Genomic DNA, 23859 nt, shown 5'->3' with positions numbered 1-23859 from the left:
AAAACACCACAACAGTTTGCTGGCGACAATAGCAAGAGTGAACCACCTGATCCCTTCCCGAACTCAGAAGTGAAACCTCTTCGCGCTGATGGTAGTGTGGCGTTTGCCATGTGAGAGTAAGTCATCGCCAGCTTTTAAATACTAAACACCCCCTCCGCAAAAGCAGAGAGGGTGTTTTTTATTGCGAAAGTAATATATTGTTTGAATTTTAAACAGATATTGAAATGAAAGATTTACAAAAAATTTATACTGATAAAGTAAATGAGGCACTTTTTAGATTACAGAAGTGTGAAAGTCTTATAGAGTCATATTTCGAAATTAAAGATTTATTAGATTTAGAATCGTCAATATTACATTTACGTAAAGCATTAGAAATATTTGCTTTAGCTTCGATCGCCCCAAATAAAATCAAATATCAAGAATATCGTGCTCAAGCTGATAAAAATCCTGACTATACAAAAGCTTATAAAGCTAGCTCAATTTTAAAAGCTTTAAGTGGAATAAATTCTGACTTTTACCCTATACCTTTGTTACCACCTAAAAAGTTAGAGAATGGGACTTGGCATTTTAATAGAAAAATAGGAAAATTCTTTGACAAAAATCAGTTTATTAAATTGTATGATCGATTAGGAAAATATTTACACGCCGATAATCCTTAGGGAAACAATAAAGAATGGGAAGATTTTGCTTTAGTAGTAAGGGATGGTATAAGTTCCATCCGTGATCTTTTTAAGTTGGGCGGATTCAAGCGGCAAGTGCAACAGTATAAAAACCAGCCATAACTTCACTCGGTGTATACCAACCTAGGGTTTTTCTAGGACGATGGTTGAGTGCAAATTCTATCTGCTCTATTTGTTCCTTTGACACGTCATCAAACGATGATGATTTTGGCAGATATTGACGGATTAAACCATTCGTATTTTCATTTCTAGCTCGCTGAATAGACTTGTAAGGATCAGCAAAATACGTCTCTATGCCAGCATCAGTAATTCTTTTGTGTTCGGAAAATTCTTTGCCATTATCAAATGTCACACTATAAGCATGGCTCATTTGTAAACGATCTAATGCACAAGTAATCGTTTGAGAGGATGCTCTTGTTGGCCCTAAATGAACAATATGTACATACAGGCTCTTTCGATCAACGAGAGTCAATAAAGCACCTTTATGATGTTTACCAATCACCGTGTCACCTTCGAAATCTCCTAAACGTTGTCGTTGATCAATGACCTGGTGTCGGCAGTGAATACTTGTTTTATCAATGATTTGACCCCTACGATCCGTGTTTTTGTAACCGCGTTTTCGATATTTCTTCTGATGCCTTAAATGTAGATGAAGTTTACCGCCTTTTGATTTATCTTGATAAATGTACTGGTAAATCCACTCATGTGAAGGTACATCCAGCCAACCGCGTTGTGTTAAAGCACCTGAAATTTGTTCGGGTGACCAGTCCAAACCAATCAAATAATCAATATAAGCGAAGGCAAATGCTGTCATTGATGATGAAGGACGGTACCGTCTTTGACTTGCAAATTTAGCTGCCTGTTGAGCTCTATATCCACGTTGCCCAGTATTTCTTTTTAATTCACGGTAGATGGTTGATCGTGAACGTCCTAATTCCCGAGCAAGGGTAGCGATTGAACTTTTACTTTTCAAAGTAGCATAAATTTCGTATCTTTCATCTTGAGAAAGTTGGGTGTATTTCTTCATTGTGTGCTTTCCAATTACGAGTTGAAAAAGTCTAATGATTCTATGAATACACCTAACTTTTTCAACTAACTACAAATGTGTTGCACTTGGGATTTGAATCTGCGTTGTATTTTACTGTAATACGGACACCAGAATTTACAGGTGTATGGGTTCTAGAGACACGTGAAAATGTGGTTCAACTTCTTGTTGCTGAATCTCATGGTGAATTTATCGTTGAGAATTATTAATTTGAAAGGTTATTAAAGAGAATTATTATGAAACTTAACTCAATCTCTCCAATTCCAGAAGATGATGCAGAACTCCATCTTCCTGAACTAGTGTATTGGGCATCACTCGGTGATGTGGAACAAGTCGAGCAATTATTGGCAGCAGGTACAGATCCCAACCAGACCGATGATGAAGGCTATAGCGCATTACAAGCAGCTGCTGAAAATGACAATTTAGCTGTGGTGAAGCTACTAGTGAGTAAAGGAGCAAATGTCGCGTATAAAGGCGAATATACAGCATTACAGCTTGCTGAAATGGCAGAGCATAGCGAAGTGGTTGCTTATCTTAAAAGTCTTTAAATCGCGTTTAAAAATGATAGATAAAAAAAGCCCCATCATTCTGACGGGGCTTCTTCATATTCAGTTTATTACCTATAAACAAACACATCCTGTGCATCTTGTTGTTCTGAATGAGACTTCCTGTCTCTCTATAATGTGTATATTAAAATTAAAGTTGATAGCCGTATATTCGTCAATGACTCTGATTAATGTACGTTTAAGCTTACATTTATGCCAAATGATATTTCTGTAATTTTTCAATGATGGCCTTGAGTGTCTTGATTTCAAATTCATTTGCCTCAAAAGCTTTTGTTTGGTTTCGTCTAAAAATATCTCGGATTTCAAGAATGGCATTGGAATCAATCAGTCCAAGTTGTGTACCTACCTGACGGATTTGATCAATCGAACGTGAACCATTGGTTGAACCATAGCCGATATATGCTGCGGGTTTACCCTGCCATTCTTTACCAATGTAATCCAGTGCATTTTTAAGGGCTGGGCTGTAGCCATGATTATATTCAGGGCTGATAAGAATAAATGCATCTGCCGTGGCAATTTTATCTGCCCATTGCTGTTGCTTCGGTTGATCATAGATTCCAGTCGCGGGTGGGTGGGCACCTGCAAAAATTGGTAAATCCCATTCCTTTAAGTCAATAATTTCTGTTTGGATGTCTTGTAAGGAAAAATTGCCAATCTCTTGATGTAGCCAATTGGCAACCTTAATTGCGGTTCGGTTTTCACGAACACTGCCAACGATAATATAAATAAGCATGGGTGGATTCCTATATTTCTGATGTTGGATTGATTTTTTAATGGAATTGGATGAACCTAAATGATTTTATAATTGTTTATTGATTAAAAAAGCTCTCATTTGAGAGCTTTTGTGTTACATCAATTGAACGCCTTGTTGTCCAGCAGGGGTGACCTTAAAGATTTCAACCTCAAAGGTAATGTTTTTACCTGCAAGCGGGTGGTTAAAATCAATTTCGGTGATGTCATCATTGACCGATTTTACTACACCAAAAAGTGTTGCCTTGGCCTTGTCTTCAAACTCAATCATATGACCAACAATAGGGCGTTGTTCAAATTTCACGGTATCGAAAGTTTGGATATTTTCAGGATTCCAAGGTCCAAACGCATCTTCAGGCGGGAGGTGTACGGTACGGCGGTCACCTGCACGTAAACCAAATAAAGCCTTTTCGAATCCTGGCAATAAGCTGCCATCACCCATGACCAGACTTACAGGCTCTTCACGGTTACGGGTGTTGTCAATTTCAACACCATTTTCGATTGAAACAGAAAAATGCAAGTCGACTTTTGAGCCATCTTGAATACGAATTTCTTCGTTTGGTTGGATAATTTCAGTCATCTTATGCATCCGCATTTTGGATACGTTTCTTTTCAAGGAAGAAAGTATCAATAAGTAGCAGGATTGTTCCTAAGGTAATCGCACTATCGGCAAGGTTGAATGCTGGGAAATGGCTGTTTTGGTAGTAAACGTGGATAAAATCGACCACATAACCTAAGCTAACACGGTCAATCAGATTGCCAATTGCACCACCTAGAATCAAGGAAATTGCCATAGGTAGAACGATCATTTTCTTAGGCATACGCATCAGCCAGAAAATGAAAATAACCGAGACTACGCCTGCTAAAGAGGTGAACAGGTAACGTTGCCAACCACCCGCATCTGACAAAAAGCTGAATGCTGCGCCATGATTATGCAGTAAGGTCCAGTTTAAAAAAGGTAGCACTGGAACGGGATCAGCATAATTTAAATGCGAGCTGGCAATCCATTTAGTCCATTGATCCAACACAATGGCAAGGACCGATAGCCCGAGCCAAAGTAAATTGTGCGGATAAAATTGAAACAAGCCTGTTTTTGCTTGTGTATTAGGCATACTTTCTCACTTCGCCACTGCCAGTGACGTTGACGATACAACGAGCGCATAATCCAGTATGACCAACGTGTGTATTTACATCTGGCAATACATGCCAGCAACGTACACATTTTTCACCATCTGCTGCGGAGACTTGGACACGTAATCCTGGGAGATCCGTGTTTTCACCTTGTTCAGCGTAAGGGTGAACGATGACTTGAGAAGTGATCAAGACAAAACGTAATTCATCAGCCAATTGGTTTAACAATTTCTGTAATGCTTCATCTGCCCAAAGTTCAACTTTTGCAGATAAGTTACTACCGACAAGTTTAGCGTTACGCGCTGCTTCAATCTGTTTGTTTACTGCTGATTTTACGCTAATCAATGTTTGCCAATCTGCTTCTGACAGTAAGTTTGCTGTTGATGCAGTTGGAATGTCATACCATTCAGCAGTAAACACATATTTACCTGTCTGTTCAGGAATCAATGGCCAAGCTTCTTGTGCGGTAAAGCTTAAAATTGGAGACATCCAACGAACAAAGGCTTGCACGATATGATACAGCGCTGTTTGAGCAGAACGACGGGCTTGTGAATCCGCTTTGGTGGTGTACTGACGATCTTTGATGATGTCGAGATAGAAGCCACCTAAATCATTAATACAGAAGTTGGTCAATGCATTGGTCACAATATGGAAATTCATCTCTTCATAGGCTTGCTGAATTGTTTTCTGCACTTCAGCAGCACGTTGTAAGATGTATTGATCCAATGCAATCAATTCATCTACAGGTAGAGCATCAGTTGATGGTTTGAAGCCATTCAGGTTTGCCAATAGGAAACGTAAGGTATTACGAATACGACGATAACCATCTGATGCGCGGCTAAAGATTTCTTTACCAGCCGTCATTTCATAGCGATAGTCAGCAGATGCAATCCAGAAACGTAAACCATCAGCACCCATATCTTTAATAATATCTTGTGGGGTAATGATGTTGCCTAATGACTTAGACATTTTACGACCTTTCTCATCGACCACGAAACCGTGGGTGAGAAGACCTTTATATGGCGCACGTTCATTGATTGCAATTGAAGTTAACAACGATGATTGGAACCAGCCACGATGTTGGTCTGAACCTTCAAGATATAAGTCTGCTGGATCTTGTAATTCTTCACGCTCACGCAATACTGCGTAATGTGTTGTACCTGAGTCAAACCAAACGTCTAAAGTATCGCGTACGGGATTATATTGTTCAGCATCCGCACCAATGAAGTCGCTGGCATCACGGTTGTACCAACCATCAATCCCTTCTTGTTCGATCAGTTGAGCAACTTCTTCGATCAATTCAGGCGTACGAGGATGCAAAGCATTGGTATCTTTGTGTACAAAGAATGGGATTGGCACACCCCAAGTCCGTTGACGTGAGATACACCAATCTGGACGACCTTCAATCATCGAGTGAATACGGTTTTTACCCCAATCAGGTACAAATTCGATCTCATTTTCAATGGCATTCAGTGCCGTTTGGCGCAAACCTTTGGCATCCATGCTGATAAACCATTGTGGTGTTGCACGGAAGATAATCGGTGTTTTATGACGCCAGCAATGTGGATAGCTATGTTTAATTGGCTGATGTGCCCATAAACGACCTACAGCACCCAAAGCTTCGATAATTTTTGGATTGGCTTTGTAGATGTGCTCACCCGCAAAAATTGGTGCAGTTGGTAAATATACGCCATTACCACCGACTGGATTATCGACTTTTAGATTGTATTGCAGTCCTACTTTATAGTCGTCTACACCGTGTCCAGGAGCGGTATGTACTGCACCTGTACCGCTGGTTGCAATAACGTGTTCACCTAAGATCACAGGCACTTGGCGATCAGTAATCAAAGGATGTTGTAATAAGACATTCTCGATTGCTGAACCTTTAAAATCAGCCAGTACCACTGGATTTTCGAGCTTATAACGCTCAATTGCTGATTCAACTAAATCTTTGGCTAGGATAAAGTTTTGTGTACCACGATCACTTTGTACTTGAACAAGTTGATAGTCGATTTCAGCATGGAGTGCCACTGCTTGGTTGGCAGGCAGTGTCCAGGGTGTAGTGGTCCAGATCACGATGTCCGTCACATCTTGGACATTTACACCAAGACGACTGCTTAAATCTTTGAGGTCAACAACGGTGAAACCAACGTCAATTGCATCTGATTTTTTATCTTCGTATTCAACTTCCGCTTCTGCCAGCGCAGAACCACAGTCTAAACACCAGTTCACAGGTTTTAAACCCGGTTCGATATGACCTGCTTTGGCAATTGCGCCAAGCGAACGAACAATGTCTGCTTCTTGCTTAAAGTTCATGGTGAGGTATGGATTATCCCAGTCACCAAATACGCCCATACGCACAAAGTCTTTTTTCTGTAATTCGACTTGGGTGTAGGCATATTCACGACACGCTTTACGGAAAGTTGAAGCATCGACTTTAACGCCCACTTTGCCGACTTTTTCTTCAACTTTCAGTTCGATTGGAAGACCGTGACAGTCCCAACCAGGTACATAAGGTGCATCAAAGCCATCCATCACACGGCTTTTAATAATAATGTCTTTAAGGACTTTATTGACAGCATGACCCAAATGAATTTGACCATTGGCATATGGAGGGCCGTCATGAAGAACATATTTTTTCTTGCCAATACGCGATTCACGAATCTGCTGATAAATGTTGTCGGCATACCACTCTTCTAACCATTTGGCTTCACGCACAGCCAAATTTGCTTTCATGGCAAATTCAGTATCAGGCAAATTGAGTGTGGCTTTATAATCCACTGCATTTTCAGGAGTTTGCTTATCGCTCATGCAAGTTTTCTTCCAGTTTTATCAGTCTAAACTGACATGTATTACAAATGAAATTTAAATTTAAAAAGGAAATTCTGCTGTGTGTTCACGATAGTCTCGTAGTTTTTGCACATCATCATCGATCCCAGCTTTGAGTGCTTCAAGCGAAGGGTAATTCAGTTCACCATGTAGATAGTGAAGGAAAGTTACCCGCATCAATAAGCCATACAGATTAGCAGAAACATCGGGGAAATGTACCTCTAATCGCCATTCTGGCTGGTCTTGTTTGATGGCTGGGCGTGTTCCGACATGACCTGCACCAAACAAACTATCAGCTTGATAGCCTGTAATTCCGTTCAAAGCAGGATCAGTGTGCTTTGTTTTTGCTGTGAGTGAGGCATTTTCACAGACGACATCCACCGCATAAATGCCGTTTAAACAAGGTTTATGACGGTTTAAACGAACATTGATGGTTGGAAAATCAAGGGTGCGTCCAATCTGGTCGCCATATTGCACCCGTCCCGTAATGCTGTAGGGACGGCCCAGCAGCTTTGCCGCCAAAGCAAGGTCGCCCTGCTGTAGAACCTGACGGATACGGGTTGAACTGACTCGTTCTCCATTCAGTGCCACCGTATTTAAATTGGTGACATCAAAGCCATATTTGCGTAGAAACTCGCTGTTGCCCTGACGGTCTTTACCAAAATGAAAGTCATCACCTAAAACCAGACTTTGTGCGTTTAATTTATTTTTGAGTAAATCGGCAAAGGCAGTGGCATTCATGCTTCTAAAGTGCTGGTCAAATTTCGCTACAGCAATGTAGTCCACACCAAGCTCAGTTAAATATTCTACTTTTTCTCTGAGCGAGCTGATGCGGGGTGGGGCATCATAACCTTTAAAGAATTCAAGTGGTTGTGGCTCAAAAATCATCACTAATGTTTTTAAGCCTTGCGCTTCAGCCAGCGTTTTAAGCTGGGCAATCATCGCCTGATGTCCCAAATGAACACCATCAAAATTGCCAATTGTGACCGCAGTTGGAGCGAGCTGAAAATCTGGCGATAATGCGTTGAGACGAAGCAACTTCATGGGCGTTGAATACAGTGAATTTTGCAAAGGCTATATATTGCCATATTCTCGGCGTTTCGTCTTGCTGTTGTGTTTTTCATCAGCAAAAAATTCGCAGAAAGGGTTGTCAGGGCAATTGCTGACCCTACTTCATTCTGTGGGATAATCCGCTACACTACGCATTTTAAATTGTTGGGTGATCATGATGCAGTCTGAGATTGCTTTAATTATGGCATTGCCGAATGAATCAAAGGGTCTGTTTGAGCAGGCAGGCATTCAGGTTCACTATAGTGGCATTGGCAAAATTAATGCGGCGTTTAAAGCCTTTGAAGTGATTCAGAAAACTGGCTGTAAAACCCTGATCAATCTGGGCAGTGCAGGCAGTCCACATTTTGATGCCCACAGTCTGGTTGAGGTGATCACCTTTGTGCAACGCGACATGGATGTGTCACCGCTAGGTTTTGCCGTGGGCGTGACCCCAATGGATGAGGACATTCCTGCCGAAATCCATGTTCAGCCGCATTTTGAACATTTACCTAAAGGTATCTGTGGTACAGGTGACTCCTTTGAAACAGGACAGCCAAAAGTATCCTGTAATCTGGTAGACATGGAAGCCTATGCCCTCGCTAAAGTGTGTCAGAAGCTGGGGGTGCGCCTGATTTCAGTCAAGTATATTACCGATGGCGCCAACGATACTGCGCATCTGGACTGGGAGGAAAATCTGCTGGTGGGCGCGCAGAAATTATTAGCTTTATACCAGACCCATTTTTAAATAAAAAAGCCTATCTGTTGAGATAGGCCTGATCAATGCTTTCTGGTTTTAACGTGGCAATACACCATATAGCATCAAGTGTACCGTATGCTCAATGGTGCGTTGATACATACTGCGGTTGCGCAGGGTCTTGCCTGTGACCATTTCCATTTGAGTAGAAAAATCCGCATAGTTTTGGGTGATCGCCCAGATATTGAGAATCAACAATTCAGGGTCAATCTCTGCCGACAATTTACCTTGTTCTTGCCAAGTTTGAATCACCTTGGTTTTACGCTTAAATAGCTTTTTTAATGGCCCTTTTAAAATTGGTAAAATATGTGGTGCACCCTGAATGATTTCCAATGCAAATAAACGAGAAGCTTTTGGCTGATCTTTTGAACTTTCGATTTTTTGCATCAAATAATGAGTTAAGGCCTCAGTTGGCTCAAGCTCGACTTCCAATATCTGTAAGGGTGCCAACCACTTTTGCATTACGGTGGTGAGCACTTCAACATACAGTGACTCTTTGTTTTCATAATAATAAAAGATATTGGATTTATGCATATTTGCCAGTTGTGCAATTTCATCCAGACTTGCACCACTAAATCCATAGACGGAAAAAACATCCAGGGCAGCATTCAGCAGTTGATTGCGCTTTTGTGTACTCTTTTTCTGTTCCATCTGCGAGCTTGATTCAAAAAATGTCATTGACATTGTAAGATAAATTGGCGGATTTGTGCAAAATAACCGTATTTTTTATCGAAAAAGCAGGGATTGCCAGACCAGTAGTCACGATGTACTTGATAATTATTGAAATCTAAAATGGGTAAGACATATTTTGTAAATAATTCCTCAGTCATTGCGAGAAATTGTCGAGTGGTTGTTGTTCTTGAAATGTGGTTTTTGAGATGGGTAAAAGCGGTTTTAGGTGGCTAAAACCGCATCAAGGACCTGTTGTTCCAACTGGGCAAAGGCAATGCTCTTTTTGCGTGGACGTGGAAGATTGACCTGAAAATTATGCGCAATATGTCCCTGATCCAGCAGAATAATTCGGTCAGCAAGCTGTACTGCTTCACTGACATCATGTGTCACCAGAATTGCGGTAAAGCCCTGTTCTTTCCAGAGGCGTTCAATCAGGTTCTGCATTTCCAGACGGGTAAGTGCGTCCAGTGCGCCAAGTGGTTCATCCAGCAACAGGATACGCGGTGCATGTGACAATGCCCGAGCCAGTGCGGCACGTTGACGCTGACCGCCTGATAGCTGGGCAGGCCATTGTGCAGCCTTTTCCTTTAGGCCGACTTTTTCTAGAAGTTGCTCTGCAAGCCCACGCTGACTTTTGGCCAATCCCAGTTGCACATTTTGCATGACACTTTTCCAGGGTAGCAGGCGTGGGTCCTGAAACATCACCCGAATGTCATCATTGGTGATGCCCTCACGGAAGTTGCGTGCGGACTGGAACTTGATTTCACCATAGCTGGTCTTTTCCAGTTGTGCGATTAGGCGTAGCAGGGTGCTTTTACCACAGCCACTGCGCCCGACAATGGCAACAAACTCGCCTGCCTGAATGTTTAAATCCAGATCCTCAAGTACCTTGACCTCGCCATAGAACTTATACAGTTGCTCAATCAGGATATCTGCACCATTGGCTGGGGCGTTTGTGGTATCTAGCTTAATAATGGGCTGGATGAAATTATTTTCATATAGGTTTAGATTGAGGTTGCTCATGTTTATTTTCCTTTTTTATTTTTGATAACCTGAATGCCAGCGTAATAAATAACGTTCCAGCAGTTGCGCAAAGACATCGGCCAGTTTCCCCAGCAAGGCATACAGCAGGATACCCACTAGCACGATATCGGTTTGTAAAAACTCCCGTGCATTCATGGTCATATAGCCAATGCCTGACTGGGCGGAAATGGTTTCAGCAACGATCAGCAATACCCACACCAAACCGAGAGAGAAACGTAGCCCCACTAAAATGGAGGGCATTGCGCCAGGTAAAATAATGTCTTTATACAGTTGCCAGCGGTTCAGCCCATAGCTTCTGCCCATTTCAATCAGCTGCGGATCAACTGAACGGATGCCATGATAGGTATTGATATAGATCGGGAAAAACACCCCGACCGCCACTAGAAACAACTTGGCGGTTTCATCAATGCCAAACCATAAGATCACCAGTGGAATCAGGGCAAGTGCAGGGATGTTGCGGATCATTTGCAGGGTGGTGTCCAGCAGCGTTGATGCAAAACGGGATGAGCCATTCAGCAAGCCGAGAACTAGCCCCAGCCCCCCACCCACCAATAAGCCGAGTAAAGCCCGACCTGCACTGACCTTGACATGCTGCCAAAGCTCACCACTGATGAGCAGGTGCCAAAAGGCACTGACCACAGCAGTGGGCGCGGGCAGAACCCGACTTTGCAGTAAACCTGTACTTGAGGCAATTTGCCAGATGACGATCAATAAGATCGGTAACAGCCACGGTAACAGGCCTTTGCCAAGCTGCTGTGTTCCACGTGAAACATTGTTTAAGAAAACTTTTGCACTCATGCTGTCTCCTTGACCAGATTTTTTGCTTCCGTAGTCTCAGGGACGTAGTTGTTGGCAATGATTTCCCCAAATGGTCCTGTTAAGTGCGGTTGTGCCAGTTTCTTGCGTGTTTTCAGCGGCAAGAGTGGAAACACCAATTCCGCAAAACGAATCGATTCTTCCAGATGTGGATAGCCTGAGAAAATAAAGGTATCAATGCCTAAATCTGCATACTCCTGAATCCTTGCAGCCACCGTTTCTGGGTCACCCACCAATGCCGTGCCTGCACCACCGCGAACCAGACCAATGCCTGCCCAAAGATTCGGGGACACTTCAAGTTGATCTTTACGTCCACCATGCAACGCCGCCATGCGTTGTTGGCCCACTGAATCCATTTGCGCAAATTTCTTCTGTGCTGCGGCAATCGTGGCATCATCCAGATACTGGATCAGTTCATCCGTCGCTGCCCAGGCCTGTTCATTGGTTTCACGTACAATCACATGTAGGCGAATGCCATAAGTGAGTGTGCGGCCTTTGGCAACTGCTTTGGCACGGAGATATTCAATTTTCTCTTTGACCGCAGCAGGAGGTTCACCCCAAGTCAAATAGGTATCGACCTGTTCTGCTGCCAGCTCAGTCGCCGCTTCGGATGAGCCACCAAACCATAACGGGGGATGAGGCTGTTGTACGGGTGGATAGAGCAGTTTGGCATCATCGACGCTTAAGCGTTCGCCATGAAAAGTAAACGATTCACCTGTATGCGAACGGGTCAGGATTTCACGCCAGATTTTGACATATTCAGAAGCGGTCTGGTAACGGGTACTGTGGTCTTCATACAGGCCATCGCCCTTGAGTTCCTGTTCATCTCCACCTGTGACAAGGTTGAGCAGGATACGTCCATTGGAAAGACGGTCGAAAGTCGCTGCCATGCGGGCGGCGAGCGCAGGCGTGGTAATGCCTGGACGGAGGGCCACCAGAAACTTAAGTTGTCTGGTGGCATCAATCAGGCTGGCAGCTGTAATCCATGGGTCTTCACAGGAACGGCCTGTTGGAATCAGTACGCCATCATAGCCCAGGTTGTCAACGGCCACTGTAATCTGTTTCATATAGGCATGATCGACCTGACGCGCACCCTTGCTGGTGCCTAGATAACGACTGTCACCGTGAGTGGGGATAAACCAGAAAATATTCATGTCGATGTTCCTTATGAAAAAGTAAAAAATTTATTTGGCAGACCAGACACTGTGCTGAATGTCGATCTGTAGGGGGATGAGCTGTTCCTGTTTAAACAGATCGGCGATCTGTTGCTGATTGTTGATCACCTCGGTCGTGAGTGCATGTACAGGCAAGGGTTTTGGGCGCTTGTCTAAAACCCGCTGTGCGATCCCGTTCCCCCTATTACCTGATTTCGTTCTTAAGCAACGCGTCCTGAATTACCAACTGTTTTGGAATCAGTTTCTGCGCGTAGAATGCATCAGCAACATATTGCTGCTCCTTGGCAACCTTTTCAGAGATGGGCTGAACCCCGAAGCCCATGCGTGAAATCGATGCTTTTAACACCTCAAATTCCAGTGCGGTTGGTTTTTCCAGTAGTTTCGCGGCATCATCTGGATAGGTCTTGACCCAGTCGGTGGTCTGGTTCAGGGTTTGAACAACGGTCTTTAAAATTTCAGGATGATTTTCGGCAAATTTACGGTCCGCTAAATAGAACTGGTAATTGCTGACCAAATGCTCGCCATTGGCAATGACACGCGCATGTACCTGATGTTCCGCCGCAGCTAGGAATGGGTCCCAAATCACCCAGGCATCAACTGCGCCCTTTTCAAATGCGGCACGGGCATCTGAGGGTGGAAGATAGACAGGCTGGATGTCATTGAGGGTGAGGTTGTTGGCTTCCAACAGTTTCAATAATAAATAGTGGACGTTTGAACCTTTGTTCAGTGCAATACGTTTGCCTTTCAGGTCTTGTACGGATTGAATTGGCGAATCTTTTTGTACAATCAGGGCTTCAGCAGTAGGTGCTGCTGGCTGGTTGGCCACATACACCAGATTTGGATTGGCTGCCTGAGCGAAAATAGGCGGGGCTTCACCTGCCTCACCCAAAGAGACACTGCCAACATTCAAGCCCTCCAGAAGTTGTGGACCCGCTGGAAACTCCACCCATTTGACATTTACGCCTTGAGCAGCAAGGTTTTTTTCTAGTTCACCTTTTGCTTTAACAATCGGCAAAATACCATACTTCTGAAAGCCGATATTTAATGTTGTGGTTTCTTGTGGTTTGGCTTCTTGCTGCTCAGCTTTTTTTGCACAACCTGTGATGTTAACCAAGCTGGCAAGCATTGCTGTAATCAGGATAGGTTGTGTCCATAAACGACTGATAAAAATGGCCATGCTGCTTGTGCTCCCCGAAAATCAAAAGATGAAATAAGCTGAGCAATCAAACTAAAACTTTTTTTATTGCATAAAAAATAAATAATCAGGCTTTATTTATCTTAAAAAGTGCAAAACAGAATATTGGATATGCTTATCGTGGGTATAGATATCAAAAAGGAGCGTTATTTTTATAAGCTATTGTTTTTAGTGTTTTTCTATTTTAAGGCTATGGTTTTGCTGAGGGAAGATATAACAAAAAGACAGGATGTGGAGATATCATTATCAAAAATAACAATATCTCCAGAGGCATTAGTCAAGGGATTTTTTAAATACCAAAGAATTACGTTGATAGTTATAAAGTGCCTGACGTGCATTTGGCAGGTCATCCACACTGGCAGGGCTAAAGCCGTGTTCCAGAAACCAGTGCGCCGTGCGTGTGGTGAGGACAAATAGTTGCTGAATACCTTGCTGTTTCGCCCTGTTTTCCAGAAACTGCAAGATCTGGCTACCACGGTTAGATTTGCGGTAACTGGAGTCGACAGCAACACAGGCGATTTCGGCAGAACACTTTTCATTGGCTTTCGCTGGAATCGGGTAGAGTGCGGCACAGGCCAGAATCATGCCATCACGCTCAATCACGGCAAACTGCTCAATCTCACTTTCAAGGCGTTCGCGGGAGCGATACACCAGAATACCTTCCTGCTCAAGTGGCCGCAGCAGGTTTATCAGGCCGCCCACATCATGAATATTGGCAATCCGTACCTCCTCATAATGGGCATCGGTAATCATGGTGCCAATGCCATCACGAGTGAACAGTTCCTCAATCAGTGCGCCATCATAGGCATAGGAAATCAGGTGTACACGATGTACGCCTGACAGGGAAGCCTGTTGCGCCTGTTTTAAATGTAGGGCAAATTCGGGAGACTGGTTTTGGTATTGCTGAATATAGGGATCAAGCTGACGTGGGCTGAGCTCACGCAGCAACTGCTGTTTGGCATCCATTAAACCTTGTTGTTCGCCCAGAAAAATCAACTTGTCCGCCTTTAACATGGTTGCCGTTTTGGTGGCTACTTCCTCCGCCAGCAAATTAAACACTTCGCCTGTGGTCGAGTAACCCGTTGGCCCTAACAACACAATATTGTGATTGTCCAGATGACGATGGATGGCATCGGTGTCAATTGAGCGTACATCGCCTGTAAGCTGGAAGTCAACGCCATCACGGATGCCATAGGGTTTGGCGGTGACAAAGTTTCCAGAAACCACATCAATGCGTGCGCCATACATCGGAGAGTTGGCAAGTCCCATCGAAAGCAGTGCCTCAATTTCCAGGCGAATTGAACCCACGGCATTCATCACCCCACGCAGTGACTCACGTGTGGTAATGCGGCGGTTTTGGTGGAAAGGTGTTTCAATATTCCGTTCAGTGAGGTTCTGGTTAATCTGTGGTCGTGCGCCGTGTACCAGAATCAGGCGGATGCCGAGTGAATGTAACAGGGCAATATCATGGATGATGTGCTGGAAATTTTTATGCTGAACCGCCTCACCGCCAAACATCAGCACAAAGGTTTTATGGCGGTGCGCATTGATATAGGGTGCGGAATGGCGAAACCAATGCACATAATCCTGTGTGCTACTCTGTGATATTTCAGTGATTTGGTTCGCCATGTTGATCTCAGATCGCTATCAATTAATCTGATTCTAACGAAAAAAATGAAAAGATAAATCTATTCCTAAAACAACGGCCCAAGTTTATTGGACCTGCACATGGGAAAACGTCTAGAATCCCATGATGCGCACAATGCTGTTGTCATCCGAGTTGACCAGGATGTAGTCATTGTTGATTTTGTACCATTGCTCGTTACGGCCTGGTTTTGGCAGGTTATTGTCCTTGTAGTCAACCTTGTAGCTATTGCCACGATAATGCTGAGGCATGACATAGCCCGCCTGCCAGCGATGCTGCTTCAGGCGTTCAACCCCACGTTCCTGACGCATGCGGCGCTCACGATCACGGTTTTCTTCTCCTGGACGATGGGCTGGACGGCCCTGCCAGTTGCCACGCGGATCATCATCACGATCAAGGTTGCGGCTCTGCCAACCACCGCCACGGGAATCGTCACGGTCAAAATGCGGGCCTGCAAAACTACCCATACTGCTGAAAAGGGTGGTTGAACCTAATATCAAGATGATGAAAACTTTTTTCATGATGCACCTAGGCGGATGTCTCTCATGGGAAAACTTTACTCTAAAAATGCAGAGAAACTGTGAAGATCAATTCATTATTCCATTAAAAAGATGGAGACTCTCCCCAGTTGCACTTTAAAAACGATAGGTTGTGACCGTTACAGGCCTATTGTTGGTTGATGCTGAAAACCTAGGCCTGCGCATCAATGCTCTGACCATTCATGTCCAAACTATCATCACCCATGAGGTAAAGATAGGCAGGCATAATCTCGTCAGCTGTTGGCAGCACTTTCGGGTCTTCATTAGGATAGGCCTTGGCGCGCATGGCGGTGCGTGTGCCCCCTGGATTGATGCAGTTAAAGCGGATGTTTGGATAGCTATTCTCTGAGGCAAATATCTTGCTCATGGCTTCCGTGGCCACCTTGGAGACGGAATAGGCGCCCCACAACGCACGCGGTTCACGTCCCACACTGGAACTGGTGAACACCACCGAGGCGTGTGCCGATTTTTGCAGCAGTGGAAGCAGTGCCTGTGTCAGGGCAAAAGGCGCACGTAGGTTGACGGAAAGCACGTCATCCCACACATCAATTGGATAATGTGCCAGTTCAACACGGTCACCCAGCATGCCCGCATTGTGCAGGATACCATCTAAGCGGCCAAACTGCTGTTCCAGTGTATTGACCAGAAGCTCATAGTCATGGCTGGAGGCGGTTGAAAGCTGTAAGGGCAGAATGGCAGGTTGTGGCGCACCCAGACCCTCAATTTCATCATAGATGACTTCGAGTTTGTTCAGGGTACGACCATGAAGCACAACCGTGGCGCCATGTAAGGCATAACTAATAGCAGCAGCACGCCCAATTCCATCACCTGCACCTGTAATCAGGATAATGCGATCCTTGAGCAGGTCTGGACGAGGTTGATATTCTGAATATTTCATTGTTATACCTCCTATTGTTATCTTGTATGCTTAGCCCATCATACCCTGATTTTCGGCTAAAACCGCGATTTTATTTTTTAACAGTTGGTGAAGTTCAGGCACGGTTTGAATAATCGCATCAGCCTGCCATGCCAGCAGGTCATCACGGGACTCAACAGGCAGGTAACCATAGGCTGCCAAAATCGTATACATCTCCGCATTGCGCCCTGCATCAATATCACGTGGGTGATCCCCCACATAGATAATGTCCCTGGCCTCCAGATTCAACTGTTTCGCTGCCAAATACATCGGTTCAGGGTCAGGCTTGGTTTTGCTGACATCCTCTGGACACACCAGTACCGCGCAGCGTTCGGTCAGGTTTAGTGCGGCCAGCAACAATTCACTTAAACCACGCGGTTTATTGGTGACAATACCCCAGGGAATTTGATGGGCTTCGAGTTCCTCAAGCAGGGGATACATTCCCTCAAACAGGTTGGTGTCGACCACGATATTGTCGCCATAGGTATTTAGAAAACGCTGACGATGCGCCAAAAATACGGGGTCTGTTACGTCCATTTCAGGATAAACCAGTTTGACCATTGCTCGTGCGCCTTCAGACACCTGGGTTCGGATGATTTCCGCCTCCACCACAGGACGTTGCTCATCACGGCACATTTGCTGGATAATACGGACAAAGTCCGCCGCGGTGTCAATCAGGGTACCATCAAGATCAAATAAAACCGCTTTCATTAGGCACCTGTATTGACTGTATGAACCATGTAATTGACATCGACATTGGGTGCCAGCCAGTAATGCTTGGTCAATGGATTGTAATGCAGGCCAGTCATTTCCTTTAAGGTAAGACCTGCATTGCGGATGTCATGCGCCATTTCCGATGGACGAATGAACTTATGATAATCGTGTGTGCCTTTTGGCAGTAGGCGCAGCACATATTCCGCACCGATAATCGCAAACAAGTAGGATTTGGGATTACGGTTAATGGTGGAGAAGAACACATGACCACCTGGCTTGACCAAGCTTTGGCAAGCCTTGACGATGGAGGCTGGATCGGGAACGTGTTCCATCATTTCCATACAGGTGACTACATCGTATTGTCCTGCCTGTTCCTGCGCCAGTTGTTCAACGGGAATCTGGCGGTACTCAATATTCTGTACATTATCCTGCTGTGCATGTAGGCGACCCACCGCAAGTGGTGCCTCGCCCATGTCAATGCCCAGCACATTGGCACCACGGCGTGCCATGCTTTCCGCCAGAATACCGCCACCACAACCCACATCCAGCACTTTTTTGCCCGACAGTCCACCGACCCGCTCATCAATCCAGTTTAAGCGCAACGGGTTGATTTGATGCAGGGGACGAAACTCGGAATGCTGATCCCACCATTTGGCAGCCAAGGCCTCAAATTTTGCGATTTCCTGTGGATCAACATTCAACTGCGACATGGTGTCACCTCATTCATATTAGGATGATTATTTTGGTTTAATCTGTTGGTAGTGTAGCGATTCTGGAAAAAAAAGCGATAAATCCAATAAAAAACTTCACAGAAGCAAAACGAATTGGTCGTGTTTGTTTTATATTTAGTATATAAACTTACGAAAAATGCTTAGAGGAAAAGCAAACTCAATGAAAAAGTTAGTATTAAGTGGTTTAAGTGCAGTTGTAATGGCGTTTTCAATGAATGCAATGGCTGCTGATTTTGTTGCTGGTAAAGACTATACCGTGGTTGCCAATCCAAGTAAAACAGCTGCCCCAGCGGGAAAAATTGAAGTACGTGAATTCTTTTGGTACGGTTGCCCGCACTGCTTTAAGCTTGAACCACATATGCAAACGTGGTTAAAGAAAATTCCAAAAGATGTGTATTTCCTGCGTACCCCAGCGGCAATGAACAAGGTGTGGGAACAGGGTGCTCGTGGTTATTATGTGTCTGAGGCACTAGGTGTACGTAAGAAAACCCATATTCCACTGTTCCACGCCATCCATGATGGTGGTCAGCAGATTTTTGACCAGGCTTCACAAGCAAAATTCTTTGCCCGTTATGGTGTGCCTGAGCAGAAGTTCAACAGCATGTTTAATTCATTCCCGATCACTGCAAAAGTGGCTGAATCTAATCAGTTGGCGCAGCAGTACCAGTTGACGGGTGTGCCAGCCGTGGTGGTTGCGGGTAAATATGTGGTGCAAGGTGAAGATGGCAAGGTCACCCAGGTAGTTGACTATCTGCTTGAGAAAGAGCGCAAGGGCGGTAAATAATTTACGGGTTTGTGGTGGTGTAAAGAAGGACTGTTCAATACGGTCCTTTTTATTTTAGGGCTGTTCCAGTTGAAACTCTTTTAAGTCAATCTGTACCGTCTGGGTCGGTAGTGACAGCGCCTGACTGACATAGAGGTTGATCAGCTTCTGGCGGGAACCAATTGAACGCTGGTAATAGCTTGAGTTAAGCAATAGGGCGGCACCGTAGGTCAAGGACCAGATATAGGACAGATAGTCACGGATCGACATATCATAGTTAAGTGACTTTAAATATTTCTCAGTCATTTCTTTTAGTGAAACAATACGTTGCTGGCGAACCGCATACAGCTCATCAAACAGGTGCTTCAGCTTTGACTCGGTCATGGTCAGATGTTCTTCTAACTGATGCAGTAAAATCGTACGACTCGGTGAGGTTAAATGATAAAGCATATAGCGAGGCGCATATTCTTTGACATCAGTGTTATATTTTTCTGAAATCTTGAGGATTTCTTTTTCATTTTGAATAATCAGTTCCAACAGTAATTCATTTTTACTGCGGAAATGTTTATATAAAGTACCTTTAGCAATATCTAGCTCGGCAACCAGTTCATCCAGGGTCATTTCTTGGTTGTTTTCTAGTAAAAGTTTTTCTGCAACCTGCAAAATTTTTTCTTTACGAATTAGGAACTGGGTATGACGATCAGGATTCATGGTGCTTATAGCTCCTTATAGTGTTCTAAACGGCATCGCACTATTGTCTAACGCATAACAACCTTAGGCAATGCTTTTATATATCAAACCATGGCCTAGATATGATCAGGCATTTTGTGGTTCCCAGTTGGAGATGCCACGGAATAATAAGCGTACCTGAGTTGCCGCATTGTCAATAAACAGCTTCTGTTGTTCGAGTAAATGATCAATCGTGAACTGTTTCGGGAGGTTGATCCAGGTCATGGCCCATGTAAATGACATATTGATCAGGATGGTGGATAGCACTTGCAGGTCCTTGGACTCTTTAATGTGCTTAAAGGTTTCAAGCTTGCACAAATCAATGGCAAGGTCCTCAATCAAAAACTCAATTTCCCGTGCGATTGCGATTCTTACCGTCTCAGAACCGCCCCAGCGTTCAGCAATCATGAACTGCCACTGCTGCGGGCTATGGTTGACTGCCTGTACAAATAGTTCAATGCTGGTACGGGTTTTGGCGCTTCCGCCATGCTGTAGATAGCTTTGTCCCAACTGATGGATCAGGCTTTTTAAATGGAGTGACACTTGGTCAACCAGCTCCTTTCCCAATGTATCCATGTCCTGAAAATGACGATAGAACGCCGTTGGAACCAACCCAACTTCGCGAGCCACCTCACGCAAACTGATGCTACTAAATGAGCGCCCAGAGGTACTGAGATGAAGTGCCGCATCCAGTAGAGCCTGCCGACTCTGTTGTTTTCGTTCATCTCTAATCGACATGAATAAGTTCCATTAAAACCATAAGCAGAGTCTAGCAAAAAAAACAAAACTTTTTTAGCCCCAACCATTGCTAAATAAGACAGATTCCTGCTTGTCCAAAACCAGGGCATTGTGGCTGGGCAAAAAGCATCAGGTTTAAATCATTTATTTTTTCATGATTTTTAGCCACTTATAAAAAGAATAAAAAATATTCAAAAAATTAGTGAACAAGTGTTGACTCAGTGAACACAAATAAATATAGTGTACATATGTTCACTATATGAACATACGTTCACTCAAGATAAATAGCCAGATACAAAACGAGGAACTTATGAACGCACAGTTAAGCTATCAGCCACATTGGGTTAGAGAAGATTTTGTTGATTTTATCTTACAGAAAATCAAGCCGACATTTGCATGGAAACGCATCCTTGCTGAAGTGACTGGGGTACAGTCCTTAAGTAAAGATATGGTTTTATTGACTTTAAAACCAAACAAAAACTTTGATATCGCTGCGGTACGTGCAGGTCAAAGTATTTTGCTTACCTTGATGATTCACGGGGTTTATCATCAACGTAGCTACTCAATTATTGATGTTACCGCACAAGGCGAAATTCGTCTGGGTATTAAAGTACAGGGCTTGGTGTCAAGCGCAGCGCAACTTTTGCATGTGGGTGATAGTATTGAGATTTCACAGGCGCAAGGTGATTTCGTCCTGCATCAAGGATCACAAGCTGCACTCTTGATTGCTTCTGGTTCTGGGATTACTGCAATTTACTCGTTGTTAAAACAAGCTGTTGCACAGAATTTAAAAGAAGTTCACGTGGTGTATTTTAACCGTGCTGAAGTGTTCCATCAGGAAATATTGGCTTTAGCAGAACAATATCCACAACTGAAATATCACTTTTTTAATACAGCACAGCAAAAGCAGCATTTAGATACCGCTTTATTAGAAAAGTTAGTTCCGAACTTTAAAGAATTACAGACATATGCCTGTGGTCATCATAGCATGATGCGCCAAGCACAAGAGATTTATGCTCAACAGGATGCGGTAGGAAATTTTCATCAAGAATTTTTCCAGCCTGTACAAATTGAGCAGTCGAACGGAGCTCAACCGATTACTTTCCGTCGTGCACAACAGAATTTTATTGCAACGACCAATCTATTAAGTAGTGCGGAGCAAGCAGGTTTACGCCCACAGCATGGTTGTCGCATGGGGGTATGTAATCGCTGTAGCTGTACCAAAGTTAGTGGTGTAACACAGAACGTGATTACGGGTGAGATTGATGATCAGCCTAATCGTGCGATCAAGTTATGCGTAAGCCAAGCCCTTAGCCCAGTCACGATTGACCTATAAAAACAAATATTGAGGATAATTGAAATGAATATGGCATTAGAATTTAAAGCAGCATCAAAGTCAGCACATTTAAGCCCTGAACAAGTTCAGGAATTGGGTCGCCGTGTCGAAGAAATTCGTTTAGCTGTTATGCAGAATTTAGGCGAAGAAGATTCCAAATATATCTATAAAGTCCGTGATTTTGTGCGTTATACCGAGATTGCATCTCGTGGCATGTTGATGTTTGGTGGTTGGATTCCACCTGTATGGTTATTAGGTACAGCAATGTTAGGCGTATCTAAGATCGTCGAAAACATGGAACTTGGACACAATGTCATGCATGGTCAGTTTGACTGGTTGAATGACCCAAGTTTACGTGGTGAAGATTATGACTGGGACAATACCTGCTCAGGAAATGATTGGCGTTTTACCCATAACTATATGCACCATACTTATACCAATATTGTGGGCAAAGACCATGACGTTGGCTATGGCATCTTACGTGTCACGGAAGACCAAAAATGGGAAGTTCGTCATTTGGCAAATATTCCATTGGCATTACAGTTAATGTTCTTTTTCCAATGGTATGTGGGCGTACAAAACCTACATTTAGAAGATGCGCTCGTGTATAAAACTAAAACATGGAAACAAGTATGGGCAGATGCAGCCGAGTTTCGTAAAAAAGCGACTCGCCAAATCCTCAAAGATTATGTGTTTTTCCCAGCGATTGCGACGATTAACTTTATCCCAGTATTGGCAGGCAATGCTGTAGCCAATGTGATTCGTAACTTATGGTCTTCGGCAGTGATTTTTAACGGTCATTTTACTGAAGATGCAGAAACCTTTGAAGCGGATCATACTGAGAACGAAACCAAGGCAGAATGGTACTTACGTCAGATTCGTGGCTCAAGCAACTTCACAGGTGGTAAATGGATGCACTTTATGAGTGGTAACTTAAGCCATCAGATTGAGCACCATTTGTTCCCAGATATGCCAGCAAATCGTTATGAGCAAGTGGCACCGCAGATCAGAGCTTTATGTGCTGAATATGGCGTGAACTATAACGAAGCTAATTTCATGAAACAATTTGGTACTGTGTGGGTGGCTTTGGCGAAATGTTCATTGCCAAATGATATGTCGGCACAATTGGCGCAAGGTTGGACAAATTTAAAAGCGAGATTTAAATTTGCTTAAAGGATTGCGTATTCGTGGAATTGTAACGAATAAGTAAAACTGAAATCGCGTGTAATTGAGCTATACTATGGTGCAATTATATTTGTGCCATAGTTTTAAGGAATCGTTATGCGTATTGACCAAAGAACATTAGACCAATTACGTGAGGTAAAAATTACCCGTAACTATACCCGCTATGCAGAGGGTTCAGTTTTGGTTGAATTTGGTCATACCAAGGTGCTGTGTACAGCGAGTATTGACAATTCAGTACCACGCTTTTTGAAAGGACAGGGGCAAGGCTGGGTCACTGCGGAATATGGCATGTTACCGCGTTCAACGCATACACGAAGTGATCGTGAGGCGGCACGGGGAAAACAGACAGGCCGTACCCAGGAAATCCAGCGTTTGATTGGCCGTAGCCTAAGAGCAATGGTTGACCTGAAAAAGCTCGGTGAAAACACCATCACCATCGACTGTGATGTGATTCAGGCAGATGGTGGGACACGTACGGCAGCCATTACAGGCGCAGCGGTTGCCTTGGTTGATGCAATGAATGTGTTGCTCAGCAACAAGAAAATTAAACAGGACCCGTTAAAAGGTCTGGTGGCAGCCATCTCGGTGGGGATGTATCAGGACGAGGTTTTACTCGACCTCTGCTACGAAGAAGATTCAAATTGCCAAACGGATTTAAACGTGGTGATGACGCAGGCGGGCGAATTTATTGAGATTCAGGGAACGGCGGAAGACAAGCCGTTCACTCGTCAGCAGTGCAATGCCATGTTGGAGCTTGCAGAAAAAGGAATCAAGGAATTGATTCAAAAACAACAGCAGGCACTGGGTTGGTAATTTCCAGTTGATAGTACAGGCGGTCTGGCTACTTTAGACCGCC

26 protein-coding genes, 1 rRNA gene and 1 pseudogene are annotated in these 23859 nt (G+C 43.9%); 9 read left to right on the top strand and 19 right to left on the bottom strand.

Annotated elements, in window-relative coordinates:
• The first annotated feature begins 18 nt into the window (after positions 1-18).
• Positions 19-133 (top strand): 5S ribosomal RNA (rrf, locus tag F973_RS00565).
• Positions 134-224: 91 nt separating this feature from the next.
• Positions 225-659, top strand: a complete 435-nt coding sequence (locus F973_RS00560) for a hypothetical protein (protein ID WP_004758666.1) — start codon at positions 225-227, stop codon at positions 657-659.
• An 85-nt stretch (positions 660-744) separates the two neighbouring features.
• Here F973_RS00560 and F973_RS00555 read toward each other — a convergent pair whose 3' ends face one another.
• Positions 745-1707, bottom strand: a complete 963-nt coding sequence (locus tag F973_RS00555; RefSeq protein ID WP_004758665.1) for an IS30 family transposase — start codon at positions 1705-1707, stop codon at positions 745-747.
• An 86-nt stretch (positions 1708-1793) separates the two neighbouring features.
• On the opposite strand from F973_RS00555, the gene F973_RS14900 reads away from it, so the two are divergent.
• Both F973_RS14900 and F973_RS00550 read left to right on the top strand, forming a co-directional pair.
• Positions 1794-1934 (top strand): hypothetical protein, encoded by a 141-nt coding sequence (locus F973_RS14900; protein ID WP_155756440.1) that lies wholly within the window; start codon positions 1794-1796, stop codon positions 1932-1934.
• 27 nt (positions 1935-1961) lie between these two features.
• Entirely contained in the window at positions 1962-2273 is a 312-nt protein-coding gene (locus F973_RS00550; protein WP_004758663.1) for an ankyrin repeat domain-containing protein, read from the top strand.
• 208 nt (positions 2274-2481) lie between these two features.
• On the opposite strand, the gene F973_RS00545 is transcribed toward F973_RS00550, so the two are convergent.
• The 5 genes from F973_RS00545 to ribF all read right to left on the bottom strand — a co-directional run bounded on the left by F973_RS00545 (position 2482) and on the right by ribF (position 8045).
• A complete protein-coding gene (locus F973_RS00545; RefSeq protein WP_004758662.1) occupies positions 2482-3024 on the bottom strand; it encodes an NADPH-dependent FMN reductase in 543 nt (180 codons plus the stop codon).
• Between the two features lie 114 nt (positions 3025-3138).
• The gene (locus F973_RS00540; RefSeq protein ID WP_004758661.1) at positions 3139-3621 is read right to left on the bottom strand and encodes an FKBP-type peptidyl-prolyl cis-trans isomerase; all 483 of its coding nucleotides are present in this window, start codon (positions 3619-3621) and stop codon (positions 3139-3141) included.
• A gap of 1 nt (position 3622) precedes the next feature.
• Positions 3623-4153, bottom strand: a complete 531-nt coding sequence (lspA, locus tag F973_RS00535) for a signal peptidase II (protein ID WP_004675385.1) — start codon at positions 4151-4153, stop codon at positions 3623-3625.
• Positions 4146-6983 carry an isoleucine--tRNA ligase gene (gene ileS, locus F973_RS00530; protein ID WP_004758659.1) on the bottom strand — a complete coding sequence of 946 codons (2838 nt, stop codon included), beginning with the start codon at positions 6981-6983 and terminating at the stop codon, positions 4146-4148. Before ileS ends, lspA begins: the two co-directional genes overlap by 8 nt.
• A 60-nt stretch (positions 6984-7043) precedes the next feature.
• The gene (gene ribF / locus F973_RS00525) at positions 7044-8045 is read right to left on the bottom strand and encodes a bifunctional riboflavin kinase/FAD synthetase (RefSeq protein WP_004758657.1); all 1002 of its coding nucleotides are present in this window, start codon (positions 8043-8045) and stop codon (positions 7044-7046) included.
• Between the two features lie 184 nt (positions 8046-8229).
• Here ribF and F973_RS00520 point away from each other — a divergent pair, with 184 nt between their 5' ends.
• The gene (locus F973_RS00520; RefSeq protein WP_034432029.1) at positions 8230-8796 is read left to right on the top strand and encodes a phosphorylase family protein; all 567 of its coding nucleotides are present in this window, start codon (positions 8230-8232) and stop codon (positions 8794-8796) included.
• A 48-nt stretch (positions 8797-8844) separates the two neighbouring features.
• On the opposite strand, the gene F973_RS00515 is transcribed toward F973_RS00520, so the two are convergent.
• The 11 genes and pseudogenes from F973_RS00515 to ubiG form a co-directional block, all read right to left on the bottom strand.
• Positions 8845-9456, bottom strand: a complete 612-nt coding sequence (locus F973_RS00515) for a TetR/AcrR family transcriptional regulator (protein ID WP_034432027.1) — start codon at positions 9454-9456, stop codon at positions 8845-8847.
• 243 nt (positions 9457-9699) lie between these two features.
• Positions 9700-10500, bottom strand: a complete 801-nt coding sequence (locus tag F973_RS00510) for an ATP-binding cassette domain-containing protein (RefSeq protein ID WP_004758651.1) — start codon at positions 10498-10500, stop codon at positions 9700-9702.
• Positions 10501-10515: 15 nt separating this feature from the next.
• Complete coding sequence (gene ssuC / locus F973_RS00505) at positions 10516-11319, bottom strand: aliphatic sulfonate ABC transporter permease SsuC (RefSeq protein ID WP_004758650.1); 804 nt, start codon at positions 11317-11319, stop codon at positions 10516-10518.
• Positions 11316-12491 carry an FMNH2-dependent alkanesulfonate monooxygenase gene (gene ssuD / locus F973_RS00500; RefSeq protein ID WP_004758649.1) on the bottom strand — a complete coding sequence of 392 codons (1176 nt, stop codon included), beginning with the start codon at positions 12489-12491 and terminating at the stop codon, positions 11316-11318. Before ssuD ends, ssuC begins: the two co-directional genes overlap by 4 nt.
• Positions 12492-12521: 30 nt before the next feature.
• Positions 12522-12683, bottom strand: a pseudogene (locus F973_RS14895) (aliphatic sulfonates ABC transporter substrate-binding protein); the annotation flags it as partial.
• A 13-nt stretch (positions 12684-12696) separates the two neighbouring features.
• The gene (locus F973_RS00495; RefSeq protein ID WP_004758648.1) at positions 12697-13689 is read right to left on the bottom strand and encodes a sulfonate ABC transporter substrate-binding protein; all 993 of its coding nucleotides are present in this window, start codon (positions 13687-13689) and stop codon (positions 12697-12699) included.
• 291 nt (positions 13690-13980) lie between these two features.
• A complete protein-coding gene (gene argA / locus F973_RS00490) occupies positions 13981-15336 on the bottom strand; it encodes an amino-acid N-acetyltransferase (RefSeq protein WP_004758647.1) in 1356 nt (451 codons plus the stop codon).
• A 111-nt stretch (positions 15337-15447) separates the two neighbouring features.
• A complete protein-coding gene (locus F973_RS00485; protein WP_004758645.1) occupies positions 15448-15873 on the bottom strand; it encodes an RcnB family protein in 426 nt (141 codons plus the stop codon).
• Between the two features lie 169 nt (positions 15874-16042).
• Complete coding sequence (locus F973_RS00480) at positions 16043-16789, bottom strand: YciK family oxidoreductase (RefSeq protein WP_004758644.1); 747 nt, start codon at positions 16787-16789, stop codon at positions 16043-16045.
• A 30-nt stretch (positions 16790-16819) separates the two neighbouring features.
• Positions 16820-17518 (bottom strand): HAD family hydrolase, encoded by a 699-nt coding sequence (locus F973_RS00475; RefSeq protein ID WP_004758642.1) that lies wholly within the window; start codon positions 17516-17518, stop codon positions 16820-16822.
• Entirely contained in the window at positions 17518-18231 is a 714-nt protein-coding gene (gene ubiG, locus F973_RS00470; RefSeq protein ID WP_004675359.1) for a bifunctional 2-polyprenyl-6-hydroxyphenol methylase/3-demethylubiquinol 3-O-methyltransferase UbiG, read from the bottom strand. Before ubiG ends, F973_RS00475 begins: the two co-directional genes overlap by 1 nt.
• 181 nt (positions 18232-18412) lie before the next feature.
• Between ubiG and F973_RS00465 the strand changes: the two genes are divergently transcribed.
• Entirely contained in the window at positions 18413-19036 is a 624-nt protein-coding gene (locus F973_RS00465) for a thiol:disulfide interchange protein DsbA/DsbL (RefSeq protein ID WP_004758640.1), read from the top strand.
• 54 nt (positions 19037-19090) lie between these two features.
• Here the strand turns inward: F973_RS00465 and F973_RS00460 are convergent, their stop codons facing one another.
• Both F973_RS00460 and F973_RS00455 read right to left on the bottom strand, forming a co-directional pair.
• Complete coding sequence (locus tag F973_RS00460; RefSeq protein WP_004675353.1) at positions 19091-19726, bottom strand: TetR/AcrR family transcriptional regulator; 636 nt, start codon at positions 19724-19726, stop codon at positions 19091-19093.
• A gap of 105 nt (positions 19727-19831) precedes the next feature.
• The gene (locus tag F973_RS00455) at positions 19832-20482 is read right to left on the bottom strand and encodes a TetR family transcriptional regulator (protein ID WP_004758638.1); all 651 of its coding nucleotides are present in this window, start codon (positions 20480-20482) and stop codon (positions 19832-19834) included.
• A 310-nt stretch (positions 20483-20792) separates the two neighbouring features.
• Between F973_RS00455 and F973_RS00450 the strand changes: the two genes are divergently transcribed.
• The 3 genes from F973_RS00450 to rph all read left to right on the top strand — a co-directional run bounded on the left by F973_RS00450 (position 20793) and on the right by rph (position 23816).
• Positions 20793-21818 (top strand): flavin reductase family protein, encoded by a 1026-nt coding sequence (locus F973_RS00450; protein WP_004758636.1) that lies wholly within the window; start codon positions 20793-20795, stop codon positions 21816-21818.
• 30 nt (positions 21819-21848) lie between these two features.
• A complete protein-coding gene (locus F973_RS00445; RefSeq protein ID WP_171062282.1) occupies positions 21849-22991 on the top strand; it encodes a fatty acid desaturase family protein in 1143 nt (380 codons plus the stop codon).
• 108 nt (positions 22992-23099) lie between these two features.
• Positions 23100-23816 carry a ribonuclease PH gene (gene rph / locus F973_RS00440; RefSeq protein WP_004758634.1) on the top strand — a complete coding sequence of 239 codons (717 nt, stop codon included), beginning with the start codon at positions 23100-23102 and terminating at the stop codon, positions 23814-23816.
• Positions 23817-23859 lie beyond the last annotated feature (43 nt).

The sequence above is a fragment of the Acinetobacter sp. CIP 102129 genome, assembly GCF_000368305.1.
GTDB classification, from domain to species: Bacteria; Pseudomonadota; Gammaproteobacteria; order Pseudomonadales; family Moraxellaceae; genus Acinetobacter; species Acinetobacter parvus.
The sequence above is the reverse complement of the archived record's forward strand: the minus strand, read 5'-3'. Positions and strand labels throughout refer to the sequence as shown.